The sequence below is a fragment of the Microbacterium sp. NPDC059771 genome, assembly GCF_042732495.1.
GTDB classification, from domain to species: Bacteria; Actinomycetota; Actinomycetes; order Actinomycetales; family Microbacteriaceae; genus Microbacterium; species Microbacterium sufflavum.
In genome coordinates this window covers 212,216-225,887 of record NZ_JBHWHK010000003.1, presented here as the reverse complement: position 1 = coordinate 225,887, position 13,672 = coordinate 212,216, and the positions used below count along the sequence as shown (strand labels likewise).

The 13,672-nt window shown below is 70.7% G+C and carries 16 protein-coding genes; 2 read left to right on the top strand and 14 right to left on the bottom strand.

The window, feature by feature from the left end:
- Positions 1-57 precede the first annotated feature (57 nt).
- The 9 genes from ACFV3I_RS18425 to infC all read right to left on the bottom strand — a co-directional run bounded on the left by ACFV3I_RS18425 (position 58) and on the right by infC (position 7,331).
- Positions 58-972, bottom strand: coding sequence for a glutamate ABC transporter substrate-binding protein (locus ACFV3I_RS18425; protein WP_136034279.1), 915 nt, complete (start codon positions 970-972; stop codon positions 58-60).
- 42 nt (positions 973-1,014) lie between these two features.
- Positions 1,015-1,761, bottom strand: a complete 747-nt coding sequence (locus ACFV3I_RS18420) for an amino acid ABC transporter ATP-binding protein (RefSeq protein WP_136034321.1) — start codon at positions 1,759-1,761, stop codon at positions 1,015-1,017.
- A 273-nt stretch (positions 1,762-2,034) separates the two neighbouring features.
- Positions 2,035-2,994: a TAXI family TRAP transporter solute-binding subunit gene (locus ACFV3I_RS18415; protein WP_240753075.1), complete on the bottom strand. Its 960-nt coding sequence runs from the start codon at positions 2,992-2,994 to the stop codon at positions 2,035-2,037.
- Positions 2,991-4,367 carry a HAMP domain-containing sensor histidine kinase gene (locus ACFV3I_RS18410; RefSeq protein ID WP_168443078.1) on the bottom strand — a complete coding sequence of 459 codons (1,377 nt, stop codon included), beginning with the start codon at positions 4,365-4,367 and terminating at the stop codon, positions 2,991-2,993. Before ACFV3I_RS18410 ends, ACFV3I_RS18415 begins: the two co-directional genes overlap by 4 nt.
- A gap of 3 nt (positions 4,368-4,370) precedes the next feature.
- Entirely contained in the window at positions 4,371-5,042 is a 672-nt protein-coding gene (locus tag ACFV3I_RS18405; protein WP_378823929.1) for a response regulator transcription factor, read from the bottom strand.
- Between the two features lie 30 nt (positions 5,043-5,072).
- Entirely contained in the window at positions 5,073-5,885 is an 813-nt protein-coding gene (locus ACFV3I_RS18400; protein ID WP_136034283.1) for an RNA methyltransferase, read from the bottom strand.
- An 84-nt stretch (positions 5,886-5,969) separates the two neighbouring features.
- Positions 5,970-6,356 carry a 50S ribosomal protein L20 gene (gene rplT / locus ACFV3I_RS18395; RefSeq protein WP_017202428.1) on the bottom strand — a complete coding sequence of 129 codons (387 nt, stop codon included), beginning with the start codon at positions 6,354-6,356 and terminating at the stop codon, positions 5,970-5,972.
- Positions 6,357-6,387: 31 nt separating this feature from the next.
- A complete protein-coding gene (gene rpmI / locus ACFV3I_RS18390) occupies positions 6,388-6,582 on the bottom strand; it encodes a 50S ribosomal protein L35 (protein WP_136034285.1) in 195 nt (64 codons plus the stop codon).
- A gap of 74 nt (positions 6,583-6,656) precedes the next feature.
- Complete coding sequence (gene infC, locus ACFV3I_RS18385) at positions 6,657-7,331, bottom strand: translation initiation factor IF-3 (protein ID WP_136034288.1); 675 nt, start codon at positions 7,329-7,331, stop codon at positions 6,657-6,659.
- 207 nt (positions 7,332-7,538) lie between these two features.
- On the opposite strand from infC, the gene ACFV3I_RS18380 reads away from it, so the two are divergent.
- On the top strand, positions 7,539-7,937 hold the full coding sequence (locus ACFV3I_RS18380; RefSeq protein ID WP_378823928.1) for a DUF1844 domain-containing protein: 399 nt from the start codon (positions 7,539-7,541) through the stop codon (positions 7,935-7,937).
- Between the two features lie 18 nt (positions 7,938-7,955).
- Here the strand turns inward: ACFV3I_RS18380 and ACFV3I_RS18375 are convergent, their stop codons facing one another.
- Both ACFV3I_RS18375 and priA read right to left on the bottom strand, forming a co-directional pair.
- The gene (locus tag ACFV3I_RS18375; RefSeq protein ID WP_136035895.1) at positions 7,956-8,753 is read right to left on the bottom strand and encodes an SseB family protein; all 798 of its coding nucleotides are present in this window, start codon (positions 8,751-8,753) and stop codon (positions 7,956-7,958) included.
- Entirely contained in the window at positions 8,737-9,483 is a 747-nt protein-coding gene (gene priA / locus ACFV3I_RS18370; protein WP_136034294.1) for a bifunctional 1-(5-phosphoribosyl)-5-((5-phosphoribosylamino)methylideneamino)imidazole-4-carboxamide isomerase/phosphoribosylanthranilate isomerase PriA, read from the bottom strand. Before priA ends, ACFV3I_RS18375 begins: the two co-directional genes overlap by 17 nt.
- Positions 9,484-10,101: 618 nt before the next feature.
- Here priA and ACFV3I_RS18365 point away from each other — a divergent pair.
- Positions 10,102-11,274: an AAA family ATPase gene (locus ACFV3I_RS18365; protein WP_378823926.1), complete on the top strand. Its 1,173-nt coding sequence runs from the start codon at positions 10,102-10,104 to the stop codon at positions 11,272-11,274.
- Between the two features lie 48 nt (positions 11,275-11,322).
- Here ACFV3I_RS18365 and hisH read toward each other — a convergent pair whose 3' ends face one another.
- Genes hisH through ACFV3I_RS18350 form a run of 3 tightly spaced genes read right to left on the bottom strand, consistent with a single transcriptional unit; the run spans position 11,323 to position 13,663 of the window.
- Positions 11,323-11,958 carry an imidazole glycerol phosphate synthase subunit HisH gene (hisH, locus tag ACFV3I_RS18360; protein WP_136034296.1) on the bottom strand — a complete coding sequence of 212 codons (636 nt, stop codon included), beginning with the start codon at positions 11,956-11,958 and terminating at the stop codon, positions 11,323-11,325.
- Entirely contained in the window at positions 11,955-12,572 is a 618-nt protein-coding gene (hisB, locus tag ACFV3I_RS18355; RefSeq protein ID WP_136034298.1) for an imidazoleglycerol-phosphate dehydratase HisB, read from the bottom strand. Before hisB ends, hisH begins: the two co-directional genes overlap by 4 nt.
- Positions 12,569-13,663, bottom strand: a complete 1,095-nt coding sequence (locus tag ACFV3I_RS18350; RefSeq protein WP_241115103.1) for a histidinol-phosphate transaminase — start codon at positions 13,661-13,663, stop codon at positions 12,569-12,571. The genes hisB and ACFV3I_RS18350 overlap by 4 nt, the downstream gene beginning before the upstream one ends.
- Positions 13,664-13,672: the final 9 nt, after the last annotated feature.

Below are 13,672 nucleotides of genomic sequence, written 5' to 3'. Positions count from 1 at the left end.
ACGTCAGATGAGGCGACGGAAGCGGGGCGGGCGACCGTGCCGCCCGCCCCGCGGTGATCAACCGACCGGGTCGACCTCGGGCTGCTCCGCCTTCACACCGGAGGCACCGAGGTTGTTGTCGAAGATCTGCTGCCAGATGTCGCCACCGTCGGTCAGCTGCGTGTTGAAGTACTCGACCAGCGCGTCGTCGCCCTTGGCCACGCCGATGCCGTAGCGCTCCTCGCTGAAGGGCTCGCCGACGACCTTCAGGTTGTCGGGGTCCTGCGCGGCGTAGCCGATGAGGATGGCCTCGTCGGTCGTGACCGCGTCGACCTGACCGTTCTTCAGGTCCTCGACGCACTTGGAGTACGTGTCGTACTCCTTGGTCGGGACATCGGGGTAGTTCGTCTTGATGTTCTGGATCGGGGTCGAGCCGGTCGCCGAGCACACCGTGGTGGACGAGCTCAGGTCGTCCACGCTCTCGATGTCGCTGTCGGCGCCGACGAGGAGGCCCTGACCGGTGACGAAGTACGGGCCGGCGAAGGAGATCTGCTCCTTGCGCTTGTCGGTGATCGAGTAGGTGCCGACGTAGTAGTCGATGTCGCCGTTGACGATGGCCTGCTCGCGGTTCGCGGAGGCGATCGCCTGGAACTCGATCTTCTCCGGGTCCACGCCGAGCGATGCGGCCATCCAGCGCGCGATGTCGACGTCGAAGCCGGTGCGGTCGCCGGTCACGGGGTCGAGGTAGCCGAGACCGGGCTGGTCCTCCTTGACGCCGACCTTGACGGTCCCCGACTCCGAGATCCGGTCGAAGGTCGGGCTGCCGTCGATGCTGACGTCCTCCAGCACCGTCCACGGCGTGGCGCTCGAGGTGTCCTCGTCGCCGTCCTCGGGTGCTCCGGTGCTGGACGGGGTGCCGCTGTTGCAGGCGGTCAGGGCGAGCAGCGCCGCCGCCGCGATCCCGATGCCTGCCAGTGTCCGTGTGCGTCGCATGTGCGTCTCCTTCGTGTGCTGTGGGTGCAGGGTCTGGTGGGGTCAGTGGGTGAGGAGCTTCGAGAGGAAGTCCTTGGCGCGGTCGCTCTTCGGGTTGGTGAAGAACTCCTCCGGCTTCGCCTCCTCGACGATCCGGCCGTCGGCCATGAACACGACACGGTCGGCGGCCTTGCGCGCGAAGCCCATCTCGTGCGTGACGACGATCATCGTCATGCCGTCCTGGGCGAGCTCGACCATGACGTCGAGGACCTCGTTGATCATCTCCGGGTCGAGCGCACTGGTGGGCTCGTCGAACAGCATGACCTTGGGCTGCATCGCCAGGGCCCGCGCGATCGCGACGCGCTGCTGCTGACCGCCGGAGAGCTGCGCGGGGAGCTTGTTCGCCTGCTGCGCGACGCCCACGCGCTTCAGCAGCGTCATCGCCTCGGCCTCGGCCTCCGACTTCTTGAGGCCGCGGACCTTGATCGGCCCGAGCGTCACGTTCTCCAGGATCGTGAGGTGGGCGAAGAGGTTGAACGACTGGAACACCATGCCGACGTCGGCGCGCAGGTGCGCGAGCGCCTTGCCCTCGGCGGGGAGCTCCTTGCCGTCGATGCGGATCGAGCCGCTCGTGATCGTCTCCAGGCGGTTGATCGTGCGACACAGCGTCGACTTGCCCGACCCGGACGGGCCGATCACGACGACGACCTCGCCGGTGTTCACGGTCAGGTCGATGTCGCTGAGCGCCTGGAACTCGCCGTAGTGCTTCTGGACGTTCTCCACGACGACGAGAGGGGTTTCAGAGGTCATCATTTCTCCAAACTAGCCACGCGTTGCGCGCGGTTCCAGGCACCACGGTGAGGTTTACACGTTCGTAATCACCTGATCGCGGCGACAATGCGGCAGTGCAGGGTCGCCCCACGGCCCGCCCCCTCGGGCCATGGGATCGCCCTGCTGCCACGCTCCCAGCGACAGCAGGCAGCAGGTGTCCGATCGTGTGCGATCGACCTCACCCTGGCAGAGCTGCTCGGGTGCCGTCCGACTTCTTGAGGATTTCTTGAGCAGCCGGACGGCCGCCACGGATCAGCCCCGCAGGTCGCGGTAGTACTCCTGCGCGCCGGGGTGCAACGGCACCGGACCCGTGAAGATGGCCGACCTCCGGTCGAGCAGCGCCGCCGCCGGCACCTGTTGCGCGAGAGCCGTCCTGGCATCGAACAGCGTCGCCAGCACATCGCGCACCACCCCCGCGGGCGTCGAGCCCGCCGTGACCAGGTAGTTCGGCACGGCGAGGGTGGTGACCGCGGCAGCGAGCCCGTACGTCCCCGCCGGCACGTCGGCGGGCCTGTACGCGTGCGAGTAGCGGTCGTTGACCTCGTTCACCCACTCCTGCTCGATCGGCAGCAGGCGCACGTCCGCGGTCCGTGCCAGCTGCGCGATCCCCGGGGTCGGCAGCCCGCCCACCCAGAAGAACCCGTCGATCTCGCCCTCCGCCATGGCCGCGATCGACGCACCGAGGTCGAGCTGGGGGTCGCGGATCGACGCCGCGTCCACCCCCGCCGCGTCCAGCACGCGCCCCGCGATCACGTTGACCCCCGAGTTCTCCGCCCCGAGCGACACCGTCATCCCGGCGAGATCGGCGAGGTCGTGCACCGGGGAGTCACCGCGCACGACCACCTGCAGGTACTCGTCGTACAGCCGTGCGACCGCCGTCACGTCCTGCGGCTCGGTGAAAGCCCCCGTCCCGGCCACCGCGTCGGCAGCGGCGTCGCCCTGCGCGAACCCCAGCAGCGCCTCCCCGGCGCTCACCCGCAGCAGGTTGTCGACCGATCCGGCCGTCTGCTCCGCCACCAGGTCGACCGTCCTGGCGCTCGACACCGCGTCGGCCACCGCGGTGCCGTAGGCGAAGTACACACCCGTCGAGCCTCCGCTCGCGATCGTGTACTCCTCGTCGCCCCACTCGCCCGACCGGGTCGCACACGCCCCGAGCGTCAGCGCCAGGCACGTCACGAGCAGTCCGGCGACCAGGCGCCCCACCCGGCTCATGCGGCGCCCTCCGCGGGGAGCACCAGCGCGACCAGCAGCCCGCCGCCGTCGGCCGAGCTCACCCGCAGCTCTCCGCCGACCGTCGTCAGCAGGTCCGTCGCGATCGCCAGCCCCAGGCCCGTGCCCGGCTGGTCGCCGCTGTCGGCGCTGCGCCAGAACCGATCCGTCGCCGCCTCCGCGTCCTCCCGGCTGAGCCCCGCCCCGTGGTCGCGCACCGTGAGATGGCACCCGTCGGCGTGGCGCCGCGCCCCGATCTCGATCGTGCCTCCGGCGGGCGAGTACTTGACGGCGTTGTCGATCGCCGCGTCCAGGGCGGCCTCCACGATCGTGCGGTCCGTGATCGTCATCACCGAGTCCTCGCCGGTGCGGTGCAGCGTCATACCCCGATGCTCGGCCACGTCGCGCCAGGCCTCCAGCCGCCGCGACGCCACGGCCGCCAGGTCGACGGCCGACAGCGTGGAGTCCGTGCGCCCGCCGCGGGCCAGCCCGAGCAGCGTCTCCAGGATGCGGCTCATCCGCCGGCCCTCCTCACGCGTCTCCTCCACGTCGGCGTCCCACTCCGCTCCGAGCCCCGTCGCGAGGTGCTCGACCCGCAGCAGCAGCGCGTTCAGCGGGTTGCGCAGCTCATGCGAGGCGTTCAACGCGAACTCCTGCTGCCGCGTCATCACCCGTTCGATCTCGTCGGCCATGCCGTTGAACACCCGCGTCATGCGCCGCAGCTCCGGGGGTCCGGTGTCCTCTGCGACCCTGGCATCCATCTCGCCGCGCTCGATCGCCACCATCGCCTCGTCCAGCCGTCGCACCGGCGAGAGCACCCACCGCGCGAGCCCGGCCACGAGAAGCACGCCGAGCCCGCTCAGCACCACCACGACGGCGCCCAGGAGCAGCGTCTGCTGCAGGATCGCGGCGCGAGGACGGTCGACGTCGCCGGCCACCAGCACCGCGCCGATCACGTCACCGTCGTCGAACACCGGCTCCACGAGCGCCGCATCCGGTACGGCCCACGGCGGCGCGGGCGCGGGCTGCTCGGCACGACGGCCGGAGAGCGCCAGCCGCACGCGCTCCGCATCCGCCTCCGACAGCACCGCGTCGCCGTGCGCGCCCGCGGCCCACGCGGCCCCCGCGAGGTCGAACACGGTCACCTCGATGCCGTACACCTCCTGGAAGCGCCGTACCTCCGCGTCGACCACCGCGGGGCTGCCCGAGCGCAGCGCCTGTCGTGCGCTGGTGACGAAGTAGCCGAGGTCGCCAAGCTGCTCGGTGTAGAACGCCTGCTGGACACTGCGCGACGCGCTCCACGCCGCCACTCCCCCGAGCGACACCAGGACCGCGACCAGCGGCACCAGGAACATGACGATCAGGCGACGGCGCACGACTCAGGACTCCGCGAGCCGGTAGCCGACACCGCGCACCGTCTCGATGAAGCCGCGGTCGCCGGTCTTGCGTCGGATCGCCGCCACGTGCACCTCGAGCGAGTGCCCGAAGCCGCGCCAGTCCGTGTTCCACACCTCCCGGATCAGCCGCTCCTTCGGTACCGCCACCCCGGGGTAGCGGGCGAGCACACCCACGATGTCGAACTCCTTGCGGGTCAGGCCCACCACGGCGCCGTCGACCCGCACCTCGCGCGCCACCAGGTCGATGTGCACGCTCCCGTCATGCAACAGCACCCGGGTGTCCGCCTCGGTGCGCAGGGGACGGGAGCGTCGCGTCACGGCCTCGATGCGCGCCAGCAGCTCGTGCACGTCGTACGGCTTCACGACGAAGTCGTCCGCGCCCGCCCGCAGCCCCTTGATGCGCTCGGCCACCTGGTTGCGGGCGGTCACGATCACGATCGGCACGTCGGAGCGCCCACGGATGCGACGGCACAGGTCGATGCCGTCCACGTCGGGCAGCCCGAGGTCCAGCAGCACGACCTCGGTGTCGACGTCCACGAGGGTAAGCGCCTGCGCACCGTCGGACGCCCGCACCGTCGCGTACCCGGAGCGCGCCAGGAACGCCTCCAGTGCCGCCGCGACCCGCTCGTCGTCCTCGACGATCAGTACCCTCATCGCCCCCGCTTCCCCGCTCTTCCCGCCCGCTCAGCCCGTCGGCGCCGCGCGCTGCGCGAACGCGCTCTCGTACAGGCACACGCTCGCTGCCGTGGCGAGGTTGAGCGACTCCGCACGACCGAAGATCGGCAGCCGCAGGACGCGGTCGGCGAGCTCCAGCGCCTCGTCCTCCAGGCCGCGCGCCTCGTTGCCGAACAGCCAGGCGGTGGGCTCGGCCAGCACGCCGTCCGCGCGGGCCCCCAGCAGGTCGTCGCCCTTCACATCTGCCGCGAGGATGCGCAGACCGGCGGCGTGCGCGCGGTCGACGACGTCCGGCAGCTCGGCGCCGACCGACACCGGCAGGTGGAACAGCGAGCCCGTCGTCGCCCGCACGACCTTCGGGTTGTAAGGATCGACGGTGCGTCCCGTCAGCACCACGGCGTCCGCTCCCGCAGCGTCCGCGGCGCGGATGATGGTGCCCAGGTTGCCCGGGTCGCGCACCTCCTCGCAGATCGCGACCAGCCGGGGCGACGCGTCGAAGATGTCGCGCACCGAGGTCGGGGTCTGCCGCACGACAGCGACGAGTCCCTGCGGGGTGACGGTATCGGCCATCGCGTGCAGCACGTCCTCGGTGACGTATTCGACCCGCACGTCGGCGTCGGCCGCCTTCGCCCGGATGTCCTGATGCCGCTCCCAGCCGCCGGGTGTCGCGAACAGCTCGACGATCGCCTCGGGGCGGTAGGTCAGCGCCTCGCGGACCGACTGCGGTCCTTCCAGCAGGAACAGCCCGGTCTCGGTGCGCGCGCTGCGCTTGGTCAGCTTGGCGACGGCACGGACTCGGGGGGAACGAGGGTTCTCCAGCACGATCTCAGTCTAGGGCGACGACGACGCCCGGAAACGCGGAACGGGCGCCTTCCCGCAGGAAGACGCCCGTTCGGAGCGAGATGCTTACGCAGCCGACTTCGGCGCGTTGACGTCGGAGGGCAGAGCCTTCTTCGCCGTCTCGACCAGCGTGGTGAACGTGGCCGCGTCGTTGACCGCGAGGTCGGCGAGCATGCGACGGTCGACCGTGACGCCCGCGAGGCCGAGGCCCTGGATGAAGCGGTTGTACGTCATGCCGTTCTGACGCGCGGCGGCGTTGATGCGCTGGATCCAGAGGCGACGGAAGTCACCCTTGCGCTTGCGACGGTCCCGGTACGAGTAGACCAGGGAGTGGATGACCTGCTCCTTGGCCTTCCGGTAGAGGCGCGAACGCTGACCGCGGTAGCCGGAGGCGCGCTCGAGGATGACCCGACGCTTCTTGTGGGCGTTGACTGCCCGCTTGACTCTTGCCATTTTCCTGTGTTCCTATCGTGCGTTCGGCGCGTCAGCGACCGAGAAGCTTGTTCGCGACCTTGGTGTCAGCCTTCGACAGCACCTGGTCCTGGTTCAGACGACGGGTGCGACGGCTCGACTTGTGCTCGAGGTTGTGGCGCATGTTCGCCTGCTGCTTCTTCAGCTTTCCGCTGCCGGTGATCTTGAAGCGCTTCTTAGCACCCGAGTGGGTCTTCTGCTTCGGCATCTTCTCTTCCTTCGTGATGGCGCCTTCTCAGGCGACGGTGTCTACCCGCGTTGCGGGAGTTCGTGGGGCGGATGTCACTCCGCGGCGGGTGCGGCCGGGGCGGCCGAGTCGCTCTTGGCGTCGCGGGCAGCCTGCTTGTTCGCCGCACGCTGCGCGTCGCGCACCGCGTTCTGCTCCTGCTTCGCCTCGGACTTGCTCTTGATCGGCGCGACCACCATGACCATGTTGCGGCCGTCGATCGTCGGGTTCGACTCGACGGTGCCGAACTCGGCGACGTCTTCCGCGAACTTGCGCAGCAGACGCACACCCTGCTCCGGGCGCGACTGCTCGCGACCGCGGAAGAGGATCATCGCCTTGACCTTGTCGCCGGCCTTGAGGAAGCCCTCGGCGCGCTTGAGCTTCGTCGTGTAGTCGTGCGCCTCGATCTTCAGTCGGAAGCGGACTTCCTTGAGGATCGTGTTCGCCTGATTGCGACGCGCTTCCTTCTCCTTCTGGGCGGCCTCGTACTTGAACTTGCCGTAGTCCATGATCTTGACCACGGGCGGCTTCGAGTTCGGGGCGACCTCAACGAGGTCGAGATCGGCTTCCTGTGCGAGACGCAGCGCTGCCTCGATGCGGACAACGCCGATCTGCTCACCCGAGGGGCCGACGAGGCGGACCTCGGGGACTCGGATGCGCTCATTGGTGCGGGGATCGCTGATGCGGAGCTCCTTAGACGATGTGATTCGGCCACCGTGATGCGGATGCATCCCGGGCGAAATCGAACTCGTCTCCCACCCGCCGGCACTCAGACGCCGGCTCCACACCCTGTCTACCGGTCCTCTCGTGACGAGTGAACCGGCGGAGTGCAAGACCCGGTAGCCTGGAACGGCAAGCGCGGGTGGGAAGTGAATCCTCTTTCGTTCCAGAGCATGACGCTCCGGAGCCCGCCAAAGTCTAACAGAAGGCAAGGCGAAGTGACGAACCAGGCACCCGACGAGGCGGCACGCGAGCGCGAAGAGCGCTGGGCACGACAGGAGGAGGCGGCCTCGTCCGCGGTTCGCGACATCGCGGACGTCCCCGCCGTCGAGGTCATCACGACCGCGGCCGTGCACCTCATGAGCGCCGCCGCCGTCAAGCTCGGCCTGGCCGACGAGCCCGACGCGGCCGAACAGCTCGACCTCGACGAGGCCCGCAAGCTCATCAACGCCCTCGCCGGGCTCATCACCGCCGGCGCCCCCGAGATCAGCGACATGCACGCGCGGTCGCTGCGCGACGGCCTCCGCTCGCTCCAGCTCGCGTTCCGTGAGGCATCGGCCATCCCCGACCCGATCGGCAAGGGCCCCGGCGAGAAGTGGACCGGCCCGGTCACCTGAGCCGGCGCCCGTCGCGGTTCAGGCGCTGCGGCGGAGCTTGACCGTGAGCGAGTCCGCGAGCACGGCGATGCGGTCGTCGGCCGCCCAGCGCTGAGCCAGACGACCGAGCACGGCGTCGAGCACCTCACGCTCGAGCCCGTCGACCAGCTCGAGGATCACGACCAGCTCGGGCCCGCGCAGGCGGGCGTCGGGGTCGCCCGCGGCCACGGCCACGTCGATCACCGCGAGCTCGTGCGCGACGCTCTCCTGCAGCGCCGTGAACACCTCGGGCGACAGGAAGCTCGGCTCCCACGCGTGCCCCTGCGCGACCGCCCAGACCGCCGGGCGCCGGATCACGAACTCCGTGTCGGACGTGGGGTCGAGCACGATCAGGTCGGTGTCCTCCGCGGATGCGGCCAGAGCCGCACGCACCGCCTCCACCGGGATCGGTCGCGCCGTCGCGTCCCACCGCTGCATCGCCTCGACCGAGGAGAACACGGGCTGGACGCGCCGGCCGTCGGGCGCCGCGACCGTGACGATCGACAGCTCCTGGGTCTTGTCGACCGCGAGCCCGCTCGGCGCGACCCCCTCTTCGCCCTTCTCCGCGATCAGCGGGATCAGCACGCGCGCGGCGCGGAAGGCGTCGACGACCTCCGCCTGCGATCCCTCGCCCGCCCGGAAGCGCTGAAGGGCGTCGAGCAGGGCGGGATCGGCGGAGCCGTCGTCGGCCGCGTGCGGGTTCGACTCGAAGCTGCGGCCCTCCCACGGAACACCCGCGGAATCGGCGTGGTTGTGCGCCTCCGGGCCGTGGCCGTGGGGGTCAGTCTCCGGCGACATCCAGCGCCTCGGCCAGGGTGAAGGCTCCGGCGTAGAGCGCCTTGCCGACGATGGCACCCTCGACGCCCAGCGGCACCAGCTCGCGCAGCGCCGCGATGTCGTCGAGGTTGGAGACCCCGCCGGAGGCCACGACCGGCTTCGGCGTGCGCGAGGTCACCTCGCGCAGCAGCTCCAGGTTCGGGCCGCGGAGCGTGCCGTCCTTCGTGACGTCGGTGACCACGTAGCGGCTGCAGCCGGCATCCTCCAGGCGCTCCAGCACCTCCCAGAGGTCGCCGCCCTCCTTGGTCCAGCCGCGGGCGGCGAGAGTGGTGCCGCGCACGTCGAGGCCGACCGCGATCGCCTCGCCGAAGCGGCTGATGACGTCGGCCGCCCACTCCGGGTTCTCCAACGCGGCGGTACCGAGATTGATGCGCGCCGCGCCGCTCTCGAGCGCCGCCTCCAGGCTCGCATCGTCGCGGATGCCTCCGGAGAGCTCCACGTTCACGCCGCGGAACTGCTTGATGACCTTGCGCAGGATCGGTGCGTTGCTGCCGCGGCCGAACGCCGCGTCGAGGTCGACCAGGTGGATCCAGGAGGCGCCCTGCGCGACCCACTCCCCTGCGGCGTCGAGCGGGTCGCCGTAGCTCGTCTCGGTGCCGGCCTCGCCCTGGGTGAGTCGGACGGCCTTGCCGCCGGCGACGTCCACCGCGGGGAGGAGCGTGAGCGAAGGTGACTGCGCGAAGTCGTTCATGGGGTCCTTGGTTCGGGTGTCTCTGCGGCCCGAGCGGGCGCGACACACGAGGCTACCGCGGCGGTCGGCACCCACTCAAATGCATGACGCCGACCGTCGGTCGCAGCGGCGCCACCGTCCATGCCTGACATTTCGTCGGGTAACATGCTACGGATGTCAGCGCGAGAACCAGGGCCCCCGTCCGAGTACCGACGCGTCCGAGCCGACCAGGAGATCGCCGTCCCCCGCCCCCGGTCCGCCATCCGCGGCTCGGCCGCTCCCCGCCCGGCCGCCGAGTCGTCCGCCTCCCCGGCGCCGTGGCCCGCACGCACTTCGGGGCGCGCGTCCCAGTCCGCGACCCCCGCGGTCACCCCCACCCGCGCACCCGCACAGATCGCGGCACCCACGCGCGCCGCGACGCCGACACCGACCTCGGCACCGGTACCGGCCTCGGCCTCGACACCGGCCTCGACCTCGGCACCGAACGCGATACCGACACCGACACCGACACCGACACCGACACAGGCACCGGCACCGACACCGACACCGACACCGACGGTGACACCGACACCGACACCGACCGCGACCGCGACACCGACACCGACCGCGACACCGGCACCGACACCGACACAGGCACAGATGCCGCCTGTGGCGCCCACCCCCACCAGCACTCCGGCAGAGATCATCACCCCTGCCCCCGCATCCGCATCCGCATCCGCCGAGTCCCCCGAACCCGTCGCGTCCCCTGCCCTCGCATCCGCATCCGCATCCGCCCGGTCCCCCGAACCCGCCGAGTCCCGCGCCGCCGGATCCGCCGACGCGTCCGCGCAGAACGCATCTGCGCACGCCGCATCGTCCGGGCGAAGCCGCCGTCGCTCGCCGCAGCGCGAGACCACGACCCGCCCGTCCTTCCTCACCGAGGAGCTTCCGGCCGAGCCCGCCCGGATGGGGTTCCGCGGCGCCCTCAACCGCATCGGCATGGACTTCGGTCCCGGCTCCGTCGAGGAGGCGTTCCGCCGCGACGAGGCCGCTGTGAGTCGCCAGTGGTCCGGGCCGCGCACGATCGCGATCGTGAACAGCAAGGGCGGCGCGGGGAAGACACCCACCACAGCGCTTCTCGCCGCGGTGTTCGCCCGGTTCGGGGGTGCGGGCGTGCTCGCCTGGGACAACCACCAGACGCGCGGGACCCTCGGTTGGCGCACGGAATCGGCATCACACCGCAACACCCTGCGGGAGATGCTCTCCGACAGCAGCCGCCTGATCAGCCCGGGCGCCCAAGCCGCTGACCTGGCGGACTACGTTCATCACCAGCCGCGCGACCGTTTCGACGTCCTCCGCTCGCAGCCGCCACGCCTGGCACACGACGATCGCCTGGGCCCGGCCGAGGTCGACGTGCTGCACACGGTGGCCTCCCGGTTCTACCGACTCATCTTCGTCGACTCGGGCAACGATGAGACTGACCCGCTGTGGCGCCGGATGATCGACCACACGGATCAGCTCGTGGTCGCGACCACCTCCCGCGGAGACCACGCCGAGGCCGGGGCCCTCCTGCTCGAAGCCCTCGCCGAACGCGACGAGCGCTCGGCTCACCTCGTCGAGCAGGCGGTCGTGATCGTCTCGCAGGCCGATCCCCACGCGACACCGACCGAGATCGGCGCGGTGTCCGACGGGTACCGCTCGCTCTGCCGAGAGGTGCATGCGATCCCGTTCGACCGGGAGATGGTCGACGGCCCGCTGCGCTACACCGCCCTCGCCGGACGGACGCAGCGAGCGTGGCTGTCGGCGGCGGCCGCCGTCGCCAGAGGGCTCTGACGCCGAACGGCCGGACCGGCCGCGTGCGACAGCCCCCGGCTCACGGGCTCAGAGGCTGGTGACCCAGTTGCGCAGCAGCTGGATGCCCGCCTCGCCCGACTTCTCCGGGTGGAACTGCGTCGCCGACAGCGGTCCGTTCTCCACGGCCGCCAGGAAGGGATCGCCGTAGGTGGCCCAGGTCAGCACCGGCTGGGGGAACGGCGGGATCACGTCGAGCTCCCACGACTGCGCCGCGTAGGAGTGCACGAAGTAGAACCGCTCCTCCTCGATGCCGCGGAACAGCACAGTGTCCTCGCCGGGGTCGACCGTGTTCCAGCCCATGTGCGGCAGCACGGGAGCGTTGAGCTCGGTGACCGCGCCCGGCCACTCCCCCAGGCCCGCGGTGTCGTGGCCGCGCTCGACCCCGTGCTCGAACAGCACCTGCATGCCGACGCAGATGCCCAGCACGGGGCGACCGCCCGCGAGACGCCGCCCGATGATCTCGTCGCCCCCGTGCGCGTGCAGCGCATCACGCACGGCCTGGAACGCCCCGACCCCCGGCACGACGAAGCCGTCGGCCTCGAGCGCCTCACTGCGGTCGCGCGTGAGCACCGCGTCGGCACCCGCGGCCACGAGCGCCTTGACCGCGGAGTGCACGTTGCCGGACTCGTAGTCGAAGACCGCGACGCGGGGTGCCGCGCTCACAGGGCCCCCTTGGTGGACGGGATGCCGTCGACGAGCGGGTCGAGCGCCTTCGCCTGACGGAACGCGCGCGCGAACGCCTTGTACTCCGCCTCGGCGATGTGGTGCGGGTCACGGCCGCCGAGCACGCGCACGTGTACCGTCAGCGCGGCGTTGAACGCGATGGCCTCGAAGGAGTGACGCACGAGCGAGCCCGTGAAGTGCCCGCCGATGAGGTGCTGCTCGAAACCGACGGGCTCGCCCTCGTGCACGAGGTACGGACGACCGGAGATGTCGACGACGGCCTGCGCCAGCGCCTCGTCGAGCGGCACGAGCGCATCGCCGTAGCGGGAGATGCCCGCCTTGTCACCCAGCGCCTCCAGGATGGCCTGACCCAGCACGATCGAGACGTCTTCCACCGTGTGGTGCGCGTCGATGTGCGTGTCACCGGAGGCGCGGACGGTGAGATCGGTCAGCGAGTGCTTCGCGAACGCCGTCAGCATGTGGTCGAAGAACGGCACGGAGGTGTCGATGCGGCTCACCCCGGTGCCGTCGAGGTTCAGCTCCAGCTCGACGGTCGACTCCGACGTGCTGCGCACACGACGCGCGGTGCGGGCGGGGTTCGCGGGGGTGGTCATGATGCCGATCCTATCGAGGCCAGGGCGTCCAGGAACGCGGTCGTCTCGGCCTCGGTGCCCGCGCTGACGCGGAGGTGGCCGGGGATGCCGACGTCGCGAACGAGCACACCGCGGTCGTACAACTGCCGCCACGTGGCCTGCGGGTCGGCCACGCCACCGAACAGCACGAAGTTCGACCAGGACTCGTGCGGCGTGTACCCCAGTGCCTCCAGCGTCGCTGTGATGCGATCGCGCTGCTCGACGATCTCCTCGACCATGCCGAGCATCACGTCGGCGTTGCGCAGCGCCGCCACCGCCGCGGCCTGCGTGAGCGCGCTCAGATGATACGGCAGCCGCACGAGGCGGAGCGCGTCGATGAACGCGGGGTCTGCGGCCAGGTAGCCGACGCGCGCTCCGGCGAACGCGAAGGCCTTGCTCATGGTGCGCGACACAGCGAGCCGCGGACGGCCGTCGAGGAGCGTGAGCGCGGACGGCGCGTCATGCGGTGCGAACTCCTGATACGCCTCGTCGACGATCACCACGCCGCGCGCGGCCTCGTAGACCGCCGCGACGACGTCGAGCCCGAGCGGCGTACCGGTGGGGTTGTTGGGCGAGCACAGGATCACCACGTCGGGGTCGGTGGCGCGCACCTGTGCCGCGGCTTCCTCCGGGGTGATCGAGTAGTCGGGGTGCCGGGTGCCGGCGACCCATGACGCACCCGTGCCCTGCGCGATCAGCGGATACATCGAGTAGGTCGGAGCGAAGCCGAACGCCGTCCGCCCCGGTCCGCCGAACGCCTGCAGGATGTGCTGCAGCACCTCGTTCGAGCCGTTGCCCGCCCAGATCTGCTCGGCCGTGAGCCCGTGACCGAGGTAGTCCGCGAACGCCTCCCGCAGCGTGGTGAACTCCCGGTCGGGATAGCGGTTGACGTCGCGGATCGCCACGGCGATGTCGTCGAGGATGTCGCTGGCGACCTCGTCGGGAACGGGATGCGTGTTCTCGTTGACGTTGAGGGCGATCGGGAGCGGTGCCTGCGGTGCGCCGTACGGAGTGAGTCCGCGCAGATCGTCGCGCAGCGGGAGATCGTTGAGGGAGAGGGTCACCCTATCCATGTTAAGAGG